Source organism: Pedococcus sp. P2_E4 (genome assembly GCF_056403935.1).
In genome coordinates, this window is sequence record NZ_JBFUEO010000007.1 from 13,446 (window position 1) to 36,237 (window position 22,792).

The window sequence follows — 22,792 nt, forward strand, 5'->3', positions numbered from 1 at the left end:
GGTCAGGCGCGGCGCCGCTGACGTCGACGTCTCGCAGGCACCAGCACCACCCCGAGCACCACGGCTGTGAGGATGGCGGCCACCAGGCCGCGGTTCGTCTGCGCCGGGTCCGGCCAGGGTGCGGCCGCACCCCAGACCGCCCAGACCACCAGGAGCGCGAGCAGCGCCAGCAGGCCACGCACCGGTCCCACCCGTCTCGCGGCCCAGCCAGCGACGACACCGAGCAGACCCCAGGCCCCCGCGAGGACGCCGAGTGACGCGATGACGAAGACGCTGGCGACAGGCGGGGGCAGTGCGGACTCCGGGACCACGACTCCCGGCGAGCGCCTCCGACGACCTGTGGCGGCGAGGCCGACGACCAGCAGGGCCATCAGCAGACCCAGCGCGAGCGCCACCCGGAACGGGGTCTGCGGGCTGAAGTCGAGGTGCAGCACGCCAGCCCCGGCAGCGGGGACGACCCAGCCCTGCGACCAGCCGTCCAGGGTGACCGGGAGCGCCTGCTTGCCTGCGAGCCTGGCTGCCCACCCCGGGTTCGCGTTCTCCCGAACCTGCACGGTGGACGGCTCGGACAGCGTCGGCAGCTGCACGGTTCGGTCGGTGGCAGACCACCGTGACGACGTCACCGACTCCCCCGACGCGGACTGTCCCGGCTCCCCTGACGTCCACAACGAGAGGTTGCGCACCCCGAACTCCGCCGAGGCCAGGACCCGCAGCCGGGACTCCCCCTGGGGCAGCCGCGCGGACCCGCAGACGCGGAGCTGTAGGGGGTGGCCCTGCACGAGGTCGGCCCGCGACCCGGACACCTCCGTGGGGTACTCGGTGCCGTTGACCTGGAGCCGAGGACCGAACCCGCAGGGCATGGCGACATCGAACCGGTCGAGGGCTTGCCAGGGGTCTCCGACGAGGTTGACGTCGCCGAGGACCACGGGGGCCGGGCTGTTCCTGCCATCCGTGCGCAGGGCCAGGTCGGTGCTCTCGAGCACCGTGACGACGACCGTCGACGCCTCGGTCTCGGGAATCCTGACCGTCGCGCGCGGCGAGTCGGGGTCGACGGTTCGCTGGTAGGTCTTGCCACCGACCTTGATCTCGACCTCGGTGATGCGGCGTCCCGTCACGGCGGGGTCGGTCTCGAAGCGGAGCCCGCGAACGACCCGGCGCTCGGGAAAGCGCAGCGTGAGGCTGGGGCTGATGGCGGAGGGCGAGGCCGCCCAGTACGTCGCGGGGTCACCGTCGATGGCCAGCTGGGGGGCGGTGGACGCCCCAGGCACCCAGGTACTCGTCGCGGCTGCCCGGATGTCGTCAGGTCGGTTCAGCAGCCGCGCGGTGGCGCTCGCGCCGCGGGGTACGACCGAACCGGTGCCCGTCATGGTCGTGGCGGTCGGCAGTGTGAACACCCGGCGAAGGTCGAGCTCACCCTCGGCGACCTTCGTCCGGTCGGGGCGGCAGTGCAGCACGTCGTGGAAACCCGGGACGCACGGGGGAACCCGGTCCGGCGAGGCCTGCAGCAGGACACCGGAGACGGCGCCAGACGTCGGAGCCGGCAGCCGCAGCCAGCTCTCGACGCGCGGCAGCACGCCCACACCGATGTCGCGGACCCTCACTGTGGGCCTCCCGGGCCGGGTCTCGGCGATGGTCAGCCTGAAGGTCCTCGAGGAGCCGGGTGGGACCGAGAGGCGCACCGTCGTCCGGGCCCCGGCGGCCCCCGGCTCCGGGGAGCTCACCGGCGTTCGTGCCGTCCCGGCGTCGGTGGTCACGGTCACGGCAGCGATGTTCGCCCCGTCCAGCATGTCGAACACGGCGTCAACGTGGTCGGGGAGCGTCAGCGCCTGTTTCCACCGGACCTCGACGTGCTGGCCCGCGGGGACGTAGCCGCGGCTCTCCCACATGGTGTCGGCACTGGCGTCGAAGGCACTGTCGGGAACGCGCGTGAGGTCACGGACCTGACCCAGGTCGGGGTAGGCGAGGGAGCCGGAGGCCGTCACGACGCTGCCGTCCGCCACGTCCTTGACGGTCTGCCGCGCCGAGAGGTCGTTGCCGTACAACCACGGCATCAACCAGTCGTGCGCACGCCGCGGCGCCGGGTAGTCCTCACCGGACGTCAGCGGTGGACCGTAGTTGGTGCGGACGGCTGCGAAGTTCGCCTCGCGCCGTTGCAGGGTGTCGGTCAGGACCTGGGGCGAGTCCTGCAGGCCGGTGCTGCGCAGCGACGCCGTGTCGGAGCTGAGGATGACGGGGCGCTGGGGTTCGGGGAGCAGGGCTGTGGCCTCGGGCCCACCTGCTACGACGGCCGTGGCGGCGACCGGGACGGCCCGGGTCGGCGCGATGCTGGTGTCGTCGCCGAGGTCGTAGACCACGATGGCAGGCACCGGCTGGTCCTGGCCTCCGTCGAAGGCGACCTCGGGGTTGATGCTGCCGCCCAGCTCGGGGCCGAAGGCGACGACGGGACGGGCGCCCGCCGACGTGAGGGCGGCCTGCACGACCATCGGCGCGGGGGCCCCGGTGGCGCGGTAGTTGAGGTCCGAGCGCAGCAGGACCCGGCTGATGCCCATCCTCAGCATCGCGTTGCGCAGCTCCGTGCCGCCGTAACCGGACGCGACGCGGGCCTCGATGTCGTTCAGCATCCTCGTCGCGCCGGCCGACCCGAGCGGCACGGCGTCCCGGACGATCCAGGGGCTGGAGGCGAGCGGTTGCAGCGCCTCGTCGCGGGGATCGCCCCAGTAGCTTGCGGGCGCCGTCGAACCGGGCAGGACCAGCGTCCGCCCTGGCCCGCGGCGCTCCCCCAGCCAGTCCGCGGCCTGCTTCCAGTAGCCGGGAACCGCAAGGAACTGGCCGCGCTGGCTGACGCCCTGGAAGACGGGCGCGGCCGCTTGGGCTGCGATCGCCAGCAGCACCACGGCCGTCACCAGGTGGGGCACGCGGCCGCCCGCGCGACGCAGCAGGCCCTCCAGCGACGGCAGGGCGTGGGCCAGGCCGAGGCAGAGCACGACCCTGACCATGGGCTCGAACTTGTGCGTGTTGCGGAACGGCGCCAGTGCGCCGTCCAGCATGGAGCCGAGGTCCGCAGCCAGCGGACCGACACCCGGACCGATGTGCCCCAGGGTCACCAGCACCAGACCGACCACGAGCCCCGACCGCGCGAAGAGGGACCACGTCGCACCGGCGCGCCAGACCCCCATCAACCCGACGGCGGCCAGGACGAGCCCGAACCAGATGATGGACTGCTGGGTCAGGATCTCCCAGCCGGCCGGCCACTGCGGACCGCGAGCCCCGGAGATCGCAGCGATCCACTGCGTCGTCCCCCGCATCGCCTCCGTCGTGGAAGCCCCGGACGTGGTCACGGCGCTGGACTCGATCCAGTCCAGGAACGGCGGGCTGTAGCGCCCGAGCAGCAACAGCGGCACGATCCACCAGGCCGAGACCAGGGCCACACACAGGCCCCACCACAGGGCGAGGCGCAGCCGGGCTCCCCTGGCGCGGGTCAGGATCCACAGTGCCGGCAGCGGGAGCAGAGCCAGGCTCGCGACGGCGTTGACGGCTCCGGCGGCCAGGAACGCCACCGCCGACCGGGACGCGGCCACCCGCTCGTCGCCGGGACGGGCCGTCACCAGCGGCAGCAGCACCCACGGGGCCACCGACATCGGCCAGATCTCGGAGCTGATCGCCCCCAGTCCCTCGAGCATGCGAGGCGCCAGCGCGTAGGCGAAGGCCGCCAGCATCCGGGACGTCCCGGTGCCGATCCCCAGCCTGCCGAGCAGCAGGCGCATCCCGTGGAAGGCGACTAGCAGCAGCAGGCACCACCACAGTCGCTGGACCACCCACGGCGGGGCACCCAGCTGGTGCCAGAGCCAGAAGAACGGCCCCATCGGGAAGAGGTAGCCGTACGCCTGGTTCTGCAGCTGCCCGGCCGCGGCCTGGGGGTCCCACAAGGTGAAGGAGCGGGCCAACAGCGCCGCGGGAGCCTGGGTCAGGTCGAGCTTGGTATCGGGCGCCGTCCAGCGGGGCGCCTGGGTGAAGGCGAACGCCACCAGCACCGCCGACTGTGCGGCCTGGTTGAGCCTGGCGCGGCTGCGATCGACGGCGGTCCCGTCCGACGTCATCCGCGCACCCGGCGCACCACGATGACGGCGTTCCAGCTGGCCACCTCGCGCAGCAGCGGGACACGCACGACCCACCTGGCCCACCACGGGTGGTAGCGCGGCAGTACCTGGACGATGTCCACCCGACCGGCAGCCTCCGCCGCCCGCAGCCAGCGCATCATCCGGCCCACCGAGCAGGCGAACAGGGACCGGCCGAAGTCGTTCTTGGGGCGCTTGCCGTGCCTGGCGGCATACCGGTCGGCGGCTCGGCGACCACCCAGGTAGTGCCACGGCGCGGTCTCGTGCCCACCCCACGGCGACAGCCACGGCGTCCACGAGAGGACCACGATCCCGCCGGGCTGCGTGATCCGCAGCATCTCGTCGGCCATCAGCTCGGGGTCGGGGACGTGCTCGAGCACGTTGCTCGAGTAGGCCACGGACACCGAGCCCGATGCGATCGGCAGCTGCAGGCCCGAGCCACGCACCGCGTTGCTCCCCACGTCGCCGCGGGCGGTGAGCTCACCGACGTCGGGCTCCACACCGGCATACGACGCACCCTCGGCGGCGAAGGCGTCGGCGAAGTAGCCAGGGCCGCCCCCGATGTCCACGACCGTGGCCCCCTCGAGGACCGTCCAGCGGCGCACCTCGGCCACGGAGTCGAGGGCCAGGGTGGAGTAGAAGTGGTCGGGATCGGTCTGCTCGACGAGGAACGCGCGGAACAGCGCGACGGACCTGCGCAGGGATCCCCGCGGCAGCACCGGCGCCACCGCCTTCCCTGACACGACCACGGGCAGAACCCTAATGCCGGTACGGTTACTGATCGGTCAACTTGGCCCCATGACGGTGATGTGAGGAGTTCCACAGGTGCGGATCGCGTTGCTCAGCTGGCGCGACTTCACGCACCCTGAGGGCGGGGGCGCCGAGCACTACCTCGAGACGGTGGCCGCACACCTGGCCGAGCGCGGCCACGACGTGACCTTCTACTGCGCCGCCCACGGCGACGCCGCACCGGTCGAGGTCAAGGCCGGCGTCACCTACCGCCGCCAGGGCGGCAGGCTCAGTGTGTATGCCGCGGTGTTGCGGGCGCTGCGGCGGGACGAGCGCCGGTCAGGACCCTACGACGTGGTCGTGGACACCCAGAACGGCATCCCGTTCTTCTCGTCGTGGGGGACGAAGACCCCGTCCGTCGTCCTCGTGCACCACGTCCACCGCGAGCAGTGGCCCGTGGTGTTCGGGCCGGTCGCCGCCCGGATCGGGTGGGCCGTCGAGTCACGGCTGGCGCCCCGCGTGTACCGCGGGCGGCAGTACGTCGCCGTCTCGGGCCGCACGAGGGACGAACTCGTGGAGCTCGGCGTGGCCCGTGCGGACATCGCCGTCATCCACAACGGCACGGACGCACCCCTGGCACTGGAGGTGGGGCGCTCCGACCAGCCGACCCTGGTCGTGCTCGGCCGGCTCGTGCCGCACAAGCGCATCGAGCACGCCATCGACGTGGTGGCGCGGTTGCGGCCCACCCACCCCGGGCTGCGGCTGCGCATCGTCGGCCACGGCTGGTGGCACGACAAAATCGCAGAGCACGCCGAGGCCTCCGGTGTCGCCGACGACGTCGCGCTGCTGGGTTTCGTCGACGAGGAAACCAAGCACGCCGAGCTCGCCCAGAGCTGGGTGGCGCTGGCGCCGAGCGTCAAGGAGGGCTGGGGGCTCTGCGTCGTCGAGGCGGCGAGCCATGGCGTCCCGACCGTCGCCTACCGGGACGCAGGCGGCCTGTCCGAGAGCATCATCGACCGCCGCACGGGCGTGCTCGTGCACGACCTCGACGAGATGACCCACGAGGTGGCCGAGCTGCTGGCCGACCGGCACACCCGGCTCGAGATGGGCGAGCACGCCAAGGAGTACGCCCGGCAGTTCTCGTGGAGCGTCACCGCGGACTACTGGGAGCGGCTGCTGGAGCGCACGGCACAGCGAAAGGCGCCGGTCGCAATGACCGACGCCCGCTCTCAGACCGTGAGTGGCTGATCAGCCGCCGTACGGAATCACCGTCGCGGGGTCGATGAGGTCCTTCTCGCCGTTCTGCACTGCAGCGGTGTCATCCGGCGCCTGCGTGTTGACGACCGTGACCACGGCGGCAGCGGCTGCGCCTCCGCCCAGCACGATGCTGAGCAGGGTGACTGCGACGGCGGACGAGATCTCGCCACGCTCGTTGCGACGGAAGAACTTCATGCGGCAGGGCCTCCATGGCTCAGTTGGTTTCGGCAGATGTTACCGGCAGGTTGGCCTTTTCGTGCAATCCTGCGGGAAATGGCTCAAGGGCGTGTCACAACCCACACCTGGAACGCCTGACCCGCGTGCACCAGGGTCAGACCGGGCCCTGGTCGGACCGGCACCCCCAGGGTGTCGCGCCACTGGACGACGACACTGACCCCGGCCGCGGCGAGCTTCGTGGCGTCGAGCTCGCCGGTGGTCTGCAAACCGGTCAGCACCTCGCGGTCGCCGTCGACCACCCACACCCGGCCGTCGCGGACCACGTCGAGCTCACGCGACAGGAGCACCGGCTGGTCCAGGGCGCGCGGCAGCGGGTCGAGGAACGGTCGCCCCTCGTTGAATCCCCCTCCCCCGGCGGTGTCTCCCCGAGCGTCCGGACTGGCGGCGCGGAACGACGACCACGGCACGACCAGCACGGTGCCCGCACCCGCGGACCCCCGCACGGCGGCGAGCATCGGCGTCCAGTCCGAGGGCACCCGCACCGGTTGGTATGCCGTGTGCACCAGTCGCGGGAGGTCCGGCACGGTCAGCACGGCGCACGACGCGGCCACCACCGCTGCCGCGGCGGTCAGGACGGTGCGGGAGGGGACGGTGCCAGTGCGGACGGCGCCGGTGGTCTGGACGGCGCCGGCGGGCGAGGCCACCGGGCCGCCGAGCCGGGTGGCCTCGCCCAGCGCGAGTCCGACCAGCAGCGCCGTGGCAAGGGCAGCGAAGCCCAGCCACCGGTGCGAGTCGCGGGCGATCGCCACCCCGGGCACCGTCTGCAGGGTGCGCAGGACGGCGACCCCGGCGTCGGTGGCCGCGAGCCAGGCGGCCACCGCCGGGACGACGAGCGACGCGGCGAGCAGCCACTGCGGGGCGCGCGGGGACCTGCGAAGTCGGGTGGCTGCAGTGACGAGCGCGACGGCGAGGAGGACGAGCGCCGCACCCACGGCGATGACGGACTCACGAGAGCCCGGCCTGGCGGCAGGCGCCCAGATGCCACCCAGGGTCAGCAGGGATCCCAGCGTGCCGAGAGGGCCGTCGGCTCCCGCAGCGAAGGCCGCCGGTCCGTCGGCGTCAGCCGCGCCGGTGTCGTGGGCCAGGGCAGGCACCACCCACGGCAGGCACCAGAGCACCCCGGCGACCGCCACGGCAGCCAGCCACCGCGGGTCTCGGCGCGATGGGGTCGCGCAGGAGACCACGACCGCGGTGAGAAACGCAGTCAGCCCGCCCCACGGGGTGAGCGCCGCCGGGGCAGCGACGGCCACGAGGGCTGCGAGCGCGCGCCAGCCGGTGAGCCGCGACCGCACGACGAGCACGACCCACGGGGTCATGGAGTAGGCGAGCAACGTGGGGGGCTGGCCGAGCAGCAGCCGCTCGGCGACGAACGGGTTCCAGGTCGCGATGGCGGAGGCAGCCACCATGGCGGCCAGGCCGTGCCGTCGCAGCAGCAGGGCCGCTCCAGTGCCGGCCAGGACCAGCGCACCCACCAGCATGACCTGCTGCTGGACGCCCGGTGGGACGACCGTCGACACCATGGCTGTCACCGCGTCGAGGGGCACCGCGCGCGGCGCCTGTCCGTCGGCACCCCACGCCTGGGGCCCGAGGACCGGGTCCGGGACGGTCACGAAGTCTCGGTAGAGGTAGATCCCCCGGCCCAGCGAGCGCCCGCAGACCACCAGCGCCAGGGCGAGCGAGACCAGCCCGGCCACGGCCACCGACGCCCACGGACGGCCCGGCAACGGGTGAGCCGACGCGCCTCCACCCGAGGGGCCGGGACCCGACGACGGGCCGCGGGCACCCGGCATACGGGCGCCGCTCAGTGGGCGGCGTCGTGCCACGACCGGCCGACACCCACGCTCACGTCGAGGGGCACGTCCATCTCGACCGCCTGGCCCATCTCACTGCGCACCAGGGCCTCGACGTCCGCGGCCTCACCGGGGGCGATCTCGAGCACCAGCTCGTCATGCACCTGGAGCAGCTGGCGGGACCGGGCGCCGGACTCGCGCAGCGCCGTGTCGACCCGCAACATGGCGACCTTGATGATGTCGGCGGCCGAGCCCTGGATCGGCGCGTTGAGGGCCATCCGCTCGGCCATCTCGCGCCGCTGCCGGTTGTCGGACGTGAGGTCGGGCAGGTAGCGCCGCCGGCCCAGCATCGTCTGCGTGTAGCCCGTCCCCCGCGCCTGCGCCACCACCTCGTCGAGGTAGTCCTTGACGCCACCGAAGCGGGCGAAGTACTCGTCCATGAGGCCCTGCGCCTCACCCGTCGAGATGGTCAGCTGCTTGGACAGGCCGAACGCGGACAGCCCGTAGGCCAGGCCGTAGGACATCGCCTTGACCTTGGAGCGCATCGCCGCGGTGACGTCCTCGGGCTCGACCGAGAACACCCGCGAGCCGACGAAGCGATGCAAGTCCTCGCCCGAGCGGAACGCCTCGATGAGCCCCTCGTCGCCGGACAGGTGGGCCATGATCCGCATCTCGATCTGGCTGTAGTCGGCCGACATCAGCGACTCGAACCCGTCGCCCACGACGAACACCTCGCGGATCCGGCGACCCTCGTCGGTGCGGATGGGGATGTTCTGCAGGTTGGGGTCGGTCGACGACAGCCGACCGGTCGCCGCGATCGTCTGCTGGTAGGTCGTGTGGATGCGCCCGTCGTCGGCCACCGACTTGAGCAGCCCCTCGACCGTCACCCGGAGCCGGGAGGCGTCGCGGTGCCGGAGCAGGGCCTCGAGGAACGGGTGCTCGGTCTTGGTGAACAGGTCGTTGAGGGCGTCGGCGTCGGTCGTGTAGCCCGTCTTGGTGCGTCGGGTCTTCGGAAGCCCGAGCGTGTCGAACAGCACGACCTGGAGCTGCTTGGGCGACCCGAGGTTGATCTGGTCGCCGCCGATCGCGTCGTAGGCGTCCTGCTGGGCGTCGCGGACGGCCGCGGCGAAGTCGGCCTCGAGCCCGGTCATCAGGTCGACGTCGGCCGCGATGCCGGTGCGCTCCATGTCGGCCAGGACCCGCTCGAGCGGGAGCTCGACGTCCTGCTGCAGTGAGGTGCCCCCGGTGGACTCGAGCTGCTCGGCGAGCGCGCCTGCGAGGTCGAGCACGGCCCGGGCGCGAACCATCGCGTCCTGGGCTCCGGCGTCGCCCTCGTCGCCGAAGTCGAGCAGCCCCTGGCCGGAGTCCTCGGCCTCGGCACGCAGCTCGCGGCCGAGGTGACGCAGGACGAGGTCGGCGAGGTCGTAGGACCGCTGGTCGGGCCGCACGAGGTACGCAGCCAGAGCTGTGTCGGTCGAGATCCCCGCGACCGGCCAGCCGTGTGCGGCCAGGGCAAGCAGCGGGCCCTTGGCGTCGTGGAGCACCTTGGGCCGGTCGGCATCGGCCAGCCACGCGCCCACGGCCGCCTCCCCGGCGGGATCGAGCGAGGTGACGTCGAGGTATGCCGCGGCATCACCCTCCGTGGCCAGGGCCAGCGCGGTGACGTCACCGGTGCCGCGCCCCCAGCGACCCACGAGGTGCACGCCGACGCGGGCTCCGGGCCCGGCATGGTCGGTCAGCCACCCGGCCACCTCGTCGGGCGCGAGGACCGCACCCTCGAGGTCGAAGCCGTGCTCGGCCTCCTCCTGGGGTGCCTCGAGGTACTCGAAAAGACGGTCGCGCAGCACCCGGAACTCGAGGCTGTCGAACACGTGGTGGACCTGCTCGCGGTCCCAGTTCTGGCGCTCGAGGTCGGCGACCGTGACGGGGAGCTCGAGGTCGCGGACCAGCTGGTTGAGCCGCCGGTTGCGCAGCACGCCGTCGAGGTGCTCGCGCAGCGACTCGCCCGCCTTGCCCTTGATCTCGTCGACGTGCGCCACGAGCCCCGTGAGGTCGCCGTACTGGCCGATCCACTTGGCCGCGGTCTTGGGGCCGACGCCCGGGACGCCCGGCAGGTTGTCGGAGGACTCCCCCACCAGCGCCGCGAGGTCGGAGTAGCGCTCGGGCAGCACGCCGTACTTGGTCTGGACGGCCTCGGGGGTCATGCGGGCCAGCTCGGAGACACCCTTGACGGGGTAGAGGACGGTGCTGCGGTCGGTCACGAGCTGCAGCGAGTCGCGGTCGCCGGAGCAGATCAGGACCTCGAAGTCCTCGGCGAGGGCCTGGGTCGTGAGGGTGGCAAGGACGTCGTCGGCCTCGAAGCCGTCGACCTCGACATACCGGATCTTGAGGGCGTCGAGCACCTCGTGGAGCAGCGAGACCTGGCCCTTGAACTCGTTCGGGGTGGCCGACCGGCCGGCCTTGTAGTCGGCGTACTCCTCGGTGCGGAAGGTCTGGCGGGACACGTCGAACGCCACTGCGACGTGGGTCGGCTGCTCGTCGCGCATGACGTTGATGAGCATCGAGGTGAAGCCGTAGACGGCATTGGTGTGCTGGCCCGTGCTCGTCGAGAAGTTCTCGGCGGGCAGCGCGAAGAACGCGCGGTAGGCAAGGGAATGACCGTCGAGGAGGAGGAGTCGACTCACGCATGGCAGCCTATTGGTTATGAGTGACACCCCCGTGACCGACCGCACGTTCGACGACGCACTGCAGGCGATGCTGGACATGAACCCGAACTCGCTGCTGCACCGGATGGGGATCGAGGTCCTCGAAGGCGCCCCCGAGCGCGTGGTCGCCCGCATGCCCGTGGAGGGCAACACCCAGCCCTACGGCCTGCTGCACGGGGGCGCGTCGGTGGTCCTCGCCGAGACGCTGGGGTCCATCGGTTCCGCCCTGCACGCCGGACCGCACCGGATCGCCGTCGGCCTGGACATCAACGCGACGCACCACCGGGCGGCACGCTCGGGCTGGGTGACCGGCACGGCCACGGCCCTGTCCCTGGGCAACACCTTGGCGTCGTACGAGGTGGTCGTCACGGACGACCAGGACAAGCGCATCTGCACCTGCCGGATCACCTGCCTGCTGCGCGACGCGGCCCCGGGCGCCTGAGGGCGCTGGTCCGACCGGTCAGCCGGCGAGGCGGCTGTCGGCTCCTGCCGTGGCCCGTGCGCGCAGGGACCGGCGACGGTGCAGGAGCTGCTCGAGCGAGTGGTGGCGCGGCTCGTCGGCCGCACCCAGCCGGCGACGCAGCGCCGCGACGGTGGTGACCCGGCGCACGACCTGCGAGGAGAAGCCGAGCCGGGCGAAGAAGCGGTTGGCGTCGCGGTTGGGGGCCGGCACGTTGCAGCCGATCTGCTCACAGCCGCGCGAGTCGGCATACAGGGTCACGGCGCTCATGAGGTGACGGGCGACGCCGTGCTTGCGCGCGTCGGCGGCGACGTAGAGCTGGTCGATCGTGACGCAGGGTGCGTCCGTGAGGGCGGAGAACGGCGTCGTCGCGGCGACCGCGAAGCCCACGGCCTTTCCGTCGGCGAGGGCGACGTAGGCACGCACGTCCTCACGCCGCAGCGCGCTGGTGATCCGGCCCTCCGACGCGGCGCGCGCCGCCACCTCGGGGCTGACGCCCGCCTCGACCCGCGAGGCCATCCAGAGCTCCGTGAAGGCGCGCTCCTGCTCCTCTGACACACGTCGAACGCTGACCGCCGGACGGCTCACCGGACTCCTCCATCGTCGGATGTGGACTGCTGCTGCTCATCGCGCACGGCTCCCCCGACGGCCGTCGGTGCCTCGAAGGGCAACCGAGACAGGACTCTAGGCCCCACAGCCTCTGTCCGTGAAGTGTTCCGGCACATCCCTGCGCCTAGGGGACGAAACGGGGCGCTCACAGGGCACGCTCGAACACGTAGTCGTCCTCGTAGCGGTCGCCGACGAGGAAGTGCTTGGTGCCCACCCGGGTGAACCCCGACTTGCCGTAGAACCGCTGTGCGCGCTCGTTGAGCTGGTTGACGCCGAGCCAGGCTCCCTGCGAGCCACGCTCGCGCGCCGCGTCCAGCGAGGCGTCCATGAGGGCCCTGGCGACACCGCCGCCGTGACGTCCTGGCAGCACGTAGATCTTGCTCAGCTCGGAGGTAGGACGCAGGGTCAGGGCCGCCCGCACGTCCCCATCGGACGGCTCGCCGGTGACGACCATGGCGTAGCCGACCACGACGGCCTCGTCGCCGTCCTCGGCGAGGAACAGGTCGCGCGTGGGGTCGGCGAGGTAGTCGGCGAACCGCTCGGGCGACAGCACGTCACGGACGAACGTGGCGATCGACTCCTGGGTCGTGTGCGGCGGGCAGGCCAGCGCGAACGTCGCAGCCGCCACCTCTGCGAGCACCTCGGCGTCGCCGGCCCCGGCCCGTCGGATGCCGACGCTGATGGGCACGGCCGGGTCGGCCGTGCTGACGTCCCGTGACGCGACGCTGCGCTCGGGTGGCGCGGACCCCATGGGTCAGGCCTTGTCCATGCCGCTGATGACGGCGTCGGCGACCTCGCGCATGCCCAGCCGGCGGTCCATGGCCGTCTTCTGGATCCAGCGGAAGGCGTCGGCCTCGGTGATCTTGAGCTTCTTCATGAGGATGCCCTTGGCGCGGTCGACCTGCTTGCGGGTCTCGAGCCGCTCGCCGAGGTCGGCGATCTCGCCCTCGAGCGCCTTCATCTCGGTCCAGCGGTGCCGGGCGATGTCGATGGCCGGCCCGAGGTCGGCAGCCGTGAAGGGCTTGACGATGTAGGCCATCACGCCGGCGTCGCGAGCGCGCTCGACGAGCTCGGTCTGGCTGAAGGCCGTCAGCATGACCACGGGGCAGATCTTGGCGGCGCCGATCTCCTCGGCGGCGGTGATCCCGTCCATGACGGGCATCTTGACGTCCATGATCACCAGGTCGGGGGTGAGCTCCGTGGCCATCTCGACGGCCTGCTCGCCGTTGCTGGCCTGACCCACGACCTCGTAGCCGGCCTCGGCCAGCATCTCGGCCAGGTCGAGGCGGATCAGGGCCTCGTCCTCGGCGACCAGGATCCGGGTGCGGGCGCTGGTGGCGGTGCTCGCGGCGCTGGCGGTGGACGACGATGTCGGCTGGGTCTCGCTCACGCCCGCCAGCCTATGCGACCCGCGTTAACGCAGTGTTGCCGACGGGTGCCGGGCCCGAGTCCCCGTCGCGCCGACGGCAGGAGGCCCGTCGTCTCACGCCCGTCGTCTCACGCCCGTCGTCTCACGCCCGTCGTCTCACGCCCGTCGTCTCACGCCCGTCGTCTCACGCCCGTCGTCTCACCTAGACGACGAGCGCGTCCCGAACCAGGTGGTCAGGGCAGCGTCCAGCCCCGTCGCGGTCCCGTCCCCCACCCAGGCGACGTGGCCGTCGGGGCGGACCAGAACGGCCTCCGGCGCATCGACGGTGCCGATGACCGGTAGCTCCCAGGCGCCGTCATACGAGGCGTCGACGGTCTGCACCCGGTGGGCCCACGGGCCGGCGCCCACGGTGCCTGGTGGGCCGAAGTTGAGCAGCACGGGGCGAGCCGCGTGGAGCATGCTGTAGACCCGCACGACGCCATCACCGGTCACGAGGTCGAGGTCCGGCATCCGGCGACCGAGCAGCGGGTGCCCCTCGCCGAGGTCGTAGCGGACGGCCAGGCCGGAGATGAGACCGACCAGGTGCTGGCGCGGCTCGTCCATGGCGACCAGCTCGTCGAGCAGGTCGCGGACCGCCACGATCCGCGCATCGTGCCGCTGGAGCGCGCTGACCGCCTTGGAGTACTCGAGCGAGCGGGCGCCGGCCGGGTGACGCTCGCCGTGGTAGCTGTCGAGGAGGCTGTCGCTCGAGACCCCCTGCACGACCTGGGCCAGCTTCCAGCCCAGGTTGACGGCGTCCTGGATGCCGAGCCCGATCCCTTGGCCACCAGCCGGTGAGTGGATGTGCGCGGCGTCGCCTGCGAGCAGCACCCGTCCGCTGCGGTATGCCGCGGCCTGGCGGGTCGCGTCGGTGAACCTCGAGATCCAGGTCGGGTCGTGGACCCCGAAGTCGGTGCCGTAGACGGCCCTGAGGTTGTCGCTGAGATCGGCCAGCGTCGGCTCGGTCGTGAGACCCAGCTGGGACTCGCTCGAGACCACCCGCACGGTCCGCCCGTCCTCCATGAAGCTCAGTCCGTGGAGGCCGCTCGCGTCGTACTTCACGCCCTCGGGCAGGGGCTCGGTCACCTCGACCTCGGCGATGAGCGCGCTCGTGGTCGCCTCCCAGCCGGGAAAGTCGATCCCGGCCGCCTTGCGGATGACGCTGCGCCCGCCGTCGGCGCCGACGACGTACTTCGCCCGAAGCCGCTCGTCCTCCCCCAGCTCGAGCTCGACGCCGTCGTCGTCCTGGGCCAGCCCGGTCACCTCGACCCCGCGGCGGATCGGCACGGCCAGCTCGTCGACCCAGCCCGCGAGGATTCGCTCGATGTGGTTCTGCCACAGCCCGAGCGTGTAGGGGTGGCGCGTGGGGAAGTCGCCCATGTCCAGCATGATCCGGCCGCCGTACGGCACGGGGTACGTCTTGCCCTCGGCGAGGAAGCGGTCGGCGATGCCGCGCTGGTCGAGGATCTCGATGGTCCGCGCGTGGAAGCCACCGGCGCGTGAACCCACCAGCTCGGTGGTGGGGCGGCGCTCGATGACGAGGACGTCCGCGCCGGCAAGGGTCACCTCACCAGCCAGCATCAGTCCGGTCGGGCCGGCCCCGACGACGACCACGTCCACGTCCACGTCTCGTTCGGCGTTCACCCTCGCCATCGGTCCACCATAGAGGCGAGGTATGTCGTGGCTCGCGCGGATGTCCGGGCAGACGTTCCTGTCCACCCGGGCCTTCGATCCCGGTCGGCAGCTCCAGGCACGGTAGGCGCGAGGCGCGCCTCACGCCGCGCGACCGTATCGTGACGGGAGATCCCGACCGCAAGGAGGAGCTCATGCCCACCCGCACTCTTGGAAACGAACTCACAGTCTCGCCCCTCGGTTTGGGCTGCATGGGCATCAGCCAGAGCTTCGGCCCCTCACCCGAACGCGCCACCATGGTCGCGTTCGTGCGCCAAGCCGTCGACCACGGCATCACGTTCTTCGACACCGCCGAGGTTTACGGGCCCTTCGCGAACGAGGAGATCGTCGGTGAGGCTCTCGAACCGGTCCGTGACCAGGTCGTCATCGCCACGAAGTTCGGCTTCAGCCTCGACGAGGATGGCCACCAGAGTGGGGTCAGCAGCCGGCCCGAGAACATTCGCGCAGCCGTCGACGGCTCCTTGCGACGTTTGCGCACGGACGTCATCGACCTGCTCTATCAGCACCGGGTCGATCCAGCGGTGCCCATCGAGGAGGTGGCCGGCACCGTCAAGGAGCTCATCAGCGCCGGGAAGGTCCGGCACTTCGGCCTGTCCGAGGCCGGCCCCACCACGATTCGACGCGCCCACGCCGTGCAGTCCGTCACGGCGCTGCAGAGCGAGTACTCGCTGTTCTGGCGTGAGCCGGAGGAGTCGGTACTCGACACCCTCGAGGAGCTCGGGATCGGGTTCGTCCCGTTCAGCCCGTTGGGCCGCGGTCTGCTCACCGGGCAGGTCACCCGCGAGTCCACCTTCGCCGAGGGCGACATCCGCGCCACCCTGCCCCGGTTCACGCAGCAGGCTCTGGCCACCAACCTCGACCTCGTCGACAAGGTCACCGCCATCGCCGCCCGACTTCGGGCCACTCCCGGACAGGTCGCCCTGGCATGGCTCCTCGCCAGAAAGCCGTGGATCGTGCCCATCCCAGGCACTCGGCGTCTTGAACGGCTCGATGAGAACATCGCGGCCGCCAGTCTCGACCTGACGCCCGGGGACATCGCCGAGCTGACGGCTGCCTCCGACAGCATCACGGTGCAGGGCGACCGCTACCCGGAAGCCATGCAGGCGATGGTCGACCGATCCTGATCCACGACGCGCGTCTGCCTCGTACCGCCTCGTTCATACCGAGACTTCCAGCGCCCCGTTGGGACTACGCCGCCTGTTCGACGGTCAGCTCAGTCATTTCCACTGTCAGCTCAGTGATGTAGGCCCAGCAGGTCCCGCCGGTCGCAAGGGAGCGCACCCGATAGATCCGGCTGTGATCCGGGCGGACGTAACGGTCGTGCGCCTCCTCGACGAGCTCAACGGGGCCGGCACAGGCGCTCACGAGCGTGCACACGGGCGTGTGCGGAGTGAACCGGAGCGTCTGCATGCGTCCAGTGTCAGCGTCGGCAGTTGCTGCCGCCTATGGCTACTCCGAGCGGTCTGACCGGTGACGAGGGCTACTCCAAATGGACGAAATGGCCCTGGACGGCTACCGGGTCACGATGACGCGTCATCCCGCCGCTACGGCCTCCGACGGGTTTGTCCCAGACGCGGTGGGTACGTTGTGGGTGACCTGCGCACGTCCCACGAGGGGCTGCGCACGCACCGGCAGAACGAGGCTCAGCATGTCCAAGCACGACGAGGGCGACTACTCCGAGGCCGACCTGGTGGTCCGGCGTCAGGAGGACCACGCAGCCGGCCCCACCGCGGTCGCGGTGTCGATGAAGCGGTCCCTCGACCACATGGGTGTGAAGCGAACGGCACAGACCCTCCTGCGGCTCAACCAGGCTGAGGGCTTCGACTGCATGAGCTGTGCGTGGCCCGACCCCGACCCTGGCCACCGCCACACGGCAGAGTTCTGCGAGAACGGTGCCAAGGCCGTCGCGGAGGAAGCGACCCGCGACCGGGCCACTCCGGAGTTCTTCGCCCAGCACAGCATCGCCGAGCTCGACGCCCACACGGAGCACTGGCTCGGCCAGCAGGGCCGCATCACCCACCCCATGGTCAAGCGGCCGGGGGGCACGCACTACGAGCCGATCGAGTGGGACGAGGCCTTCGAGCTCATCGGTGCCGAGCTCCGCTCGCTCGCCAGCCCCGACGAGGCAACCTTCTACACGTCCGGTCGCACGTCGAACGAGGCCGCCTTCGCGTACCAGCTGTTCGTCCGGGCGTTCGGCACCAACAACCTGCCCGACTGCTCGAACATGTGCCACGAGTCGACGAGCATCGCCCTGCAGGAGTCCATCGGCATCGGCAAGGCCAGTGTCACCCTCGACGACGTCCACACCGCGTCGGTCATCGTCATCGCCGGCCAGAACCCCGGGACCAACCACCCGCGCATGCTCTCGGCCCTGGAGATCGCCAAGCAGAACGGCGCGAAGATCATCTCGATCAACCCGCTGCGTGAGGCCGGGCTGGTCAGGTTCAAGAACCCGCAGAAACCCAAGGGCGTCATCGGGCACGGCACGGCCATGGCCGACCTGCACCTGCCGGTGAAGGTCAACGGCGACCTCGCCCTCTTCCAGGCGATCGGCTCGCTCCTCGTCGAGTGGGATGCGCTCGACCACGAGTTCATCGACACCCACTCCACTGGCTTCGAGCAGTGGCGCGACCACGTCCGCGCCGTCGACTGGGACCAGGTCGTCGAGGTGACCGGGCTGTCCCGTGAGCTGATCACGCAGGCCGCCGAGATGCTGCGCGGCTCCACGCGGACCGTGTACTGCTGGGCGATGGGCCTTACACAGCACCGCAACGGGGTCGCGACCATCAAGGAGGTGGTCAACCTCGCTCTGGCGCAGGGCAACATCGGCCGCCAGGGCGCCGGTCTGCTGCCGGTGCGCGGTCACTCCAATGTCCAGGGGGACCGCACGATGGGCATCTGGGAGCGACCGCCAGCACACTTCCTCGATGCCCTCCAGAAGGAGTTCGGCTTCGACCCGCCACGCGAGCACGGTCTGGACGTCGTCGACTCCCTGCGCGCCATGCGTGACGGGAAGATCCACTTCTTCATGGGGCTCGGGGGCAACTTCGTGCAGGCCGTGTCGGACACCGACATCGCGATCCCGGCGATGCGCAAGGTCCGCATGACGGTGCAGGTGTCCACCAAGATCAACCGCTCGCACCTCGTGTGCGGCGAGACCGCGCTGATCCTGCCGACCAAGGGACGCACCGAGAAGGACATCCAGGCCAGCGGTGCCCAATGGATCTCCGTCGAGGACTCCACGTGCTCCGTGCACGCCTCCCGCGGCCCGCTGGAGCCGGCCAGCCCCCAGCTCAGGTCGGAGGTCGACATCGTCACCAGCATCGCCGAGGCAACGCTCGGCGACCGGTACGGCTTGCAGTGGAAGGCGATGCGTGACGACTACCGCGTGATTCGCCGTCACATCGCGAAGGTCGTCCCCGGGTGCGAGGACTACGAGGTCAACGTCCGCATGCCCGGCGGCATGATCATGCCGCACCCGCCCCGCGACACCCGGACCTTCGACACCAGGTCCGGCAAGGCCGAGTTCGTCGCCTCACCCATCGAGGTCGTCCACGTCCCCGAGGGCCACCTGCTGCTCCAGACCTTGAGAAGCCACGACCAGTACAACACCACGATCTACGGCCTCAGCGACCGCTACCGCGGCATCGAGGGAGGCCGCAAGGTGGTCTTCGTGCACCCCGACGACATCGCGGCGTTCGGGCTGAAGGACGGCGACCTCGTCGACATCACCACTCGATGGGCCGGTGACGACATCGTCCGCCGGGTCCACGGGTTCCGCGTGGTCAGCTACGACACCCCGCGCGGATCGGCCGCCGCCTACTACCCCGAGACCAACCCCCTGGTCCCTCTGGACTCGACGGCCATCGGGAGCAACACCCCGACCTCCAAGTCCGTCGTGGTGTCCCTGACCCGCGCCGACGGCCTCAGCCCGGTGAAGGGCACCACGACAGCGGAGACCGAGGGCGCGTCGCAGAACGCCACGGGATCGGACTGGGACCACAAGAAGACTCCGGAGCCCGAACACCTCTCCTGAGCAACAGCCAGGTCGGCGGCACGCACGTCGACGGTGCCCGGCTCAGCAAGGCCCCGCATCACGCGCTCGGACCGTCACCTGACGGCTCTCCTTCCGCACTGGGCCGCGAATGGAGCGATCCCAGGAATCGGGCTCGGTCCACCACGACACGGTCAATCTCGCCGCCAGCTACCCGCTGCCCGCTCTCGTCCACGGCCGTGAGCGCGAAGGTCAGGTGCCGGGCCCGGCCATCAGTGGTCAGGTGAGCGCCGACCTCCACAGTACCCCCGACGGGCGTCGCCTTCACGTGGTCGATCCTCACTGCGGTACCCACCGTCGTCTGCTCCGCGCCGACCAGAGGCGCCGCGGCCAGCACGGTCTCGGCTTCCATCCAGGCGATCAGTCGGGGTGTGGCCAACACGCTCACGTCCCCGCTGCCCACAACCCTTGCTGTGTCGGCTTCTGTCACCACATAGCGCATTCGTCCACGGTAGCCATGAGGCAGCCCGCCTCCCCTTGAGTCCCGGCGTCGTTCACGTCGACTCCGTCCCCACGATGGTCGTGAGTAACCGCCACCGATCCTGACCGCCGGGCAGGGAGGGTGATCACCCGATCGGCCATCCCCCGTTCGGCAGTGGAGTCCGGCTCATCGCACGATCGGCCAACGCCGCCAGGAGGCGTTCAATGGGATGACCGACGACCTCCGCAAAGGCGGGCCCCATGTTCCACTCGACCTCCAACCAGTCCGTTGACCCGGTTGCCGCCTGCACCGTCGACGCGGTCCACCGACGCGACCACCACCACGACGGTGAGGAGAGCTGTCGCCCCCACCTGATCGAGGTCGTCCACCTCGGCCCACGAGCCGTCGCGGTGTGCCACGACTGTTGTCGGGACTCCGGCTTCCTTTCCGAGCGCGACGCCGACCAGCTGGCCTCCACCCACCGCCACGAGACTGCCGCGGACGGCTACTCCACCTTCGAGTCCCGGGTGGCGTGAGAGTCGCGCCCCCGGGGTACCTTGCCGACATGTCCGACTACACGATCAGGGCACTCACGCCGGAGACCTTCGGCGACTTCGCCGCTCTCGTCGAGCGGAACAAGGGCATGTTCGCCAACTGCTGGTGCACCTGGTTCCACCCCGACGACCGGGAGCCGGACAGCACCACCGAGGACAACCGGGCATTCAAGGCGCGCCGGGTGGATGAGGGAATCGCCCACGCGGCGCTCGTCTACGACGGCGACCTCGCCATTGCCTGGGCCGAGTACGGAACACCCGAGGAACTGCCCAACATCCACCACCGCAAGGAGTACCTGTCCACCGCCGAGCGGCTGCCCGACTACCGGGTCACGTGCATCCAGGTCGAGAAGGTCCATCGCGGCAAGGGCCTCGCGGCGGTCGCCCTGCGCGGAGCCGTGGAGCTGATCGCCAAGGCCGGAGGCGGCCTGGTCGAGGGCTACCCCCACGACACCGGCGGTGTGCGGAAGAAGAACTCATCGTTCCTCTACAACGGCACCCGCACGATGTACGAACGCGAGGGTTTCACCTACGACCGGACCAAGGGCCTGGGGAACTGCGTGATGGTGCGTGAGGTGGCCCCGAGTGGGGCTGGACAGGCAGGTCCCAGCCCAGCCCCACTGGCGTGACGCGCCCTACCTGCGGGCGAACATCGCGTCCTGGGCGTACCCGTCGTGCGGCAGCCCGGTGTAGGCGTCCGTCTGCGGCGAGACGGCCCGCCGGTTCAGCCCGGTCCAGACCACGTTGACGTGGTTGTCGGAGCCGACCACGAGACCCGTGTAGTCACCGTCGAACACGTTGCAGTCCTTGCCGGTTGCGTCGACCACGGGCGGGTCGGTGTAACCGTCCGGTCCGCAGACGCGCGGCCACGCGCTCTGCGGCACGTACTGTCCAGCCCAGTGCGTCACTGAGATGTCGACCTGCTCCGTAGGTTGCCGCCCGGCGCCGTTGGGCACCAGCACCTCACGGCCGGCGATCACGGCGGGCCCGCCGGCGGAGGTCCGCGGCGCGACAGTCAGCAGCACGTGGTTGAAGGTGTCGTCGCGGTCACCGCCCGGGTCTGCGATGTTCTCGTTGGAGTCGTAGGCCACCGCGAGTGAGCCGTCGGAGCGGAAGTCCGCCCACGGGAACCACTGGTCTCCCGCGGAGCCGTCCAGCGTGATCCGCGGGGTCCACGATGCTCCACCGTTCCAGCTCTCGGCCAGGTAGATGTTCGTGTCCGTCACCGCATTGCACGGGTTGTAGTCCGGAGCCTCGCCCGGGATGTCGTCCAGACAGCTGGCGGGGGCGTTGTCGTGCACCCCGGCGGCGTTGTCGTTGTAGACGACTGCCCAGTGCTGCGCGTTGCTCGGGTCGGCCGTGATGGTGCCCGGTGACTGCCACCGGATCTGGTGTCCCGTCACGGTCTGTCGCCCGATGACACTCCATGGTGTGTCGGCAGCACCGTCCTCGAGCGGGGCGATGACGACCGGCGCAGTGAACGTGGCCCCACCGTTGGTGGACTTCACCGCAAGCAGGGTCTGCTCGTACTCGCCCGCCGTCTCCCAGGCCGCGTCGATGTTGCCGGTGGCGAAGTGCACGACGAGATCACCGTTGGTTGCGACCTCGGGGATGGGGAAGCTGTCCTCGTCACACTCGCCCGCCGGTCCAGCGCTCTGCGCGTCGCAGAGTGGGTTCGAGCCGGAGATCTCCTTGGGGTTCGACCAGGTCCGGCCGCCGTCGTCGGAGTAGGCGAAGTACACCGGGGACTCGTCGTAGGCGCCCTGGAGTCCGTTGAGGTATCGCGCGGCAACGAGGTAGGCGCGCCCGTAGAACGGTGAGCTCGGCTGGTTGTCGACGGTCAGCCATTCCTTGTCGAAGAACAGTGCGCTGTTGGCTGGACCGATGCCGGTTCCCTTGCCTTTCATGACGGTCACGGGCTCGTTCCACGTGATGCCTCCGTCGGAGGACCAGCTGACGGAGACGTCACCCTGGGCCACGTAGGGGCCGCCCTGGCCGCCGGTGTTCTCCAGCTGCGCCATCATCGCCCAACCGGTTTCGGCCGTGCTGCCGGAGAGCTTGCCGTTGAAGGCCGGCGAGGGGTCGCCCGCTCCGTTCCCGCTCCGCATTGGAACCTGCCCGTCGACCCAGGTCGCCCCGGCGTCCATCGACGTGAAGAACCCGGTCGGCACCAGCGCCTGCCTGACACCGGTCGAGTTGTTGAACCGGTAGAAGTAGTCGTTGGACCCCGCGAGAAGGTGCGTCGGCACCTTGGGGTTCACCGCGATGGCGAGCTCGTTGTCCGGGTTGAAGTCCTGACGGTAGGGCTCGGTGTCGTTGCACGAGATGTCCATGGCACCAGCGGGCGTGCCGTACCCGGCACCCGCGGCCACCGTGCAGCGGTAACGCTCGATGGCGACCTTGCTGTACTGGCCGCTGCCTCCTGTGGTGCTGCCCCCGTCACCCGGGTCGAGAACGGGTCGCACCACCATGCGGAAGGTGGAGAAGGGCCGATCCCGCGCCTCCGCGGGGGCCAGGTTGACCAGGGCTACCGTCGCGACGACGGCGACACCGGCCACAAGAGTTCTGGACGCCATGACGCCTCCCAACACGCACCCGGTCGGGCCTCCGATGCCGTCGGTGTACGGGTGCGCCCACCCGTCATGGTCGCCCCAGGTCACGGTCGCCGCGTCCACCAAAAGGCGCAGCAAGGCCCAAACCGCTCTTGGCGCAGGCAAGAACAGGCATCGGCACAGAGCTCGACCGAAGTCGCCACCCC

General features: G+C 70.8%; 18 protein-coding genes. 6 read left to right on the forward strand and 12 right to left on the reverse strand.

What is annotated here, in order from left to right:
- Positions 1-2: 2 nt before the first annotated feature.
- Both AC1DV7_RS05325 and AC1DV7_RS05330 read right to left on the reverse strand, forming a co-directional pair.
- The gene (locus AC1DV7_RS05325; RefSeq protein ID WP_477595312.1) at positions 3-4,097 is read right to left on the reverse strand and encodes an alpha-(1->3)-arabinofuranosyltransferase domain-containing protein; all 4,095 of its coding nucleotides are present in this window, start codon (positions 4,095-4,097) and stop codon (positions 3-5) included.
- The gene (locus AC1DV7_RS05330) at positions 4,094-4,864 is read right to left on the reverse strand and encodes a class I SAM-dependent methyltransferase (protein WP_477595314.1); all 771 of its coding nucleotides are present in this window, start codon (positions 4,862-4,864) and stop codon (positions 4,094-4,096) included. Before AC1DV7_RS05330 ends, AC1DV7_RS05325 begins: the two co-directional genes overlap by 4 nt.
- Before the next feature lie 76 nt (positions 4,865-4,940).
- Between AC1DV7_RS05330 and AC1DV7_RS05335 the strand changes: the two genes are divergently transcribed.
- Positions 4,941-6,092, forward strand: coding sequence for a glycosyltransferase family 4 protein (locus tag AC1DV7_RS05335; RefSeq protein ID WP_477595316.1), 1,152 nt, complete (start codon positions 4,941-4,943; stop codon positions 6,090-6,092).
- Here the strand turns inward: AC1DV7_RS05335 and AC1DV7_RS05340 are convergent, their stop codons facing one another.
- The 3 genes from AC1DV7_RS05340 to polA all read right to left on the reverse strand — a co-directional run bounded on the left by AC1DV7_RS05340 (position 6,093) and on the right by polA (position 10,812).
- A complete protein-coding gene (locus AC1DV7_RS05340) occupies positions 6,093-6,296 on the reverse strand; it encodes a hypothetical protein (RefSeq protein ID WP_477595318.1) in 204 nt (67 codons plus the stop codon).
- An 83-nt stretch (positions 6,297-6,379) separates the two neighbouring features.
- Positions 6,380-8,062, reverse strand: coding sequence for an MmpA family trehalose lipid delivery protein (locus AC1DV7_RS05345; protein WP_477595320.1), 1,683 nt, complete (start codon positions 8,060-8,062; stop codon positions 6,380-6,382).
- Positions 8,063-8,139: 77 nt separating this feature from the next.
- Positions 8,140-10,812 (reverse strand): DNA polymerase I, encoded by a 2,673-nt coding sequence (gene polA, locus AC1DV7_RS05350; RefSeq protein WP_477595322.1) that lies wholly within the window; start codon positions 10,810-10,812, stop codon positions 8,140-8,142.
- 19 nt (positions 10,813-10,831) lie between these two features.
- Here polA and AC1DV7_RS05355 point away from each other — a divergent pair, with 19 nt between their 5' ends.
- Complete coding sequence (locus tag AC1DV7_RS05355) at positions 10,832-11,275, forward strand: PaaI family thioesterase (protein WP_477595323.1); 444 nt, start codon at positions 10,832-10,834, stop codon at positions 11,273-11,275.
- Between the two features lie 18 nt (positions 11,276-11,293).
- Here the strand turns inward: AC1DV7_RS05355 and AC1DV7_RS05360 are convergent, their stop codons facing one another.
- From AC1DV7_RS05360 to AC1DV7_RS05375, 4 genes are all read right to left on the reverse strand, one after another.
- Positions 11,294-11,851, reverse strand: coding sequence for a GNAT family N-acetyltransferase (locus tag AC1DV7_RS05360; RefSeq protein WP_477595325.1), 558 nt, complete (start codon positions 11,849-11,851; stop codon positions 11,294-11,296).
- 196 nt (positions 11,852-12,047) lie between these two features.
- Positions 12,048-12,653, reverse strand: a complete 606-nt coding sequence (locus tag AC1DV7_RS05365) for an N-acetyltransferase family protein (protein ID WP_477595327.1) — start codon at positions 12,651-12,653, stop codon at positions 12,048-12,050.
- A gap of 3 nt (positions 12,654-12,656) precedes the next feature.
- Positions 12,657-13,301: an ANTAR domain-containing response regulator gene (locus tag AC1DV7_RS05370; RefSeq protein ID WP_477595499.1), complete on the reverse strand. Its 645-nt coding sequence runs from the start codon at positions 13,299-13,301 to the stop codon at positions 12,657-12,659.
- 168 nt (positions 13,302-13,469) lie between these two features.
- Positions 13,470-14,963, reverse strand: a complete 1,494-nt coding sequence (locus tag AC1DV7_RS05375) for an FAD-dependent monooxygenase (RefSeq protein ID WP_477595329.1) — start codon at positions 14,961-14,963, stop codon at positions 13,470-13,472.
- 173 nt (positions 14,964-15,136) lie between these two features.
- On the opposite strand from AC1DV7_RS05375, the gene AC1DV7_RS05380 reads away from it, so the two are divergent.
- Complete coding sequence (locus AC1DV7_RS05380) at positions 15,137-16,126, forward strand: aldo/keto reductase (protein ID WP_477595331.1); 990 nt, start codon at positions 15,137-15,139, stop codon at positions 16,124-16,126.
- Positions 16,127-16,190: 64 nt separating this feature from the next.
- Here the strand turns inward: AC1DV7_RS05380 and AC1DV7_RS05385 are convergent, their stop codons facing one another.
- Positions 16,191-16,412 (reverse strand): hypothetical protein, encoded by a 222-nt coding sequence (locus tag AC1DV7_RS05385; protein WP_477595333.1) that lies wholly within the window; start codon positions 16,410-16,412, stop codon positions 16,191-16,193.
- A 238-nt stretch (positions 16,413-16,650) separates the two neighbouring features.
- On the opposite strand from AC1DV7_RS05385, the gene AC1DV7_RS05390 reads away from it, so the two are divergent.
- Positions 16,651-19,041: an FdhF/YdeP family oxidoreductase gene (locus AC1DV7_RS05390; RefSeq protein WP_477595335.1), complete on the forward strand. Its 2,391-nt coding sequence runs from the start codon at positions 16,651-16,653 to the stop codon at positions 19,039-19,041.
- A gap of 58 nt (positions 19,042-19,099) precedes the next feature.
- On the opposite strand, the gene AC1DV7_RS05395 is transcribed toward AC1DV7_RS05390, so the two are convergent.
- Positions 19,100-19,501, reverse strand: a complete 402-nt coding sequence (locus AC1DV7_RS05395) for a thioesterase family protein (protein ID WP_477595337.1) — start codon at positions 19,499-19,501, stop codon at positions 19,100-19,102.
- 239 nt (positions 19,502-19,740) lie between these two features.
- Between AC1DV7_RS05395 and AC1DV7_RS05400 the strand changes: the two genes are divergently transcribed.
- The gene (locus AC1DV7_RS05400) at positions 19,741-20,016 is read left to right on the forward strand and encodes a hypothetical protein (RefSeq protein ID WP_477595339.1); all 276 of its coding nucleotides are present in this window, start codon (positions 19,741-19,743) and stop codon (positions 20,014-20,016) included.
- Positions 20,017-20,045: 29 nt separating this feature from the next.
- Positions 20,046-20,663: a GNAT family N-acetyltransferase gene (locus AC1DV7_RS05405; protein ID WP_477595341.1), complete on the forward strand. Its 618-nt coding sequence runs from the start codon at positions 20,046-20,048 to the stop codon at positions 20,661-20,663.
- A 6-nt stretch (positions 20,664-20,669) separates the two neighbouring features.
- On the opposite strand, the gene AC1DV7_RS05410 is transcribed toward AC1DV7_RS05405, so the two are convergent.
- A complete protein-coding gene (locus AC1DV7_RS05410; protein WP_477595343.1) occupies positions 20,670-22,610 on the reverse strand; it encodes a sialidase family protein in 1,941 nt (646 codons plus the stop codon).
- Positions 22,611-22,792 lie beyond the last annotated feature (182 nt).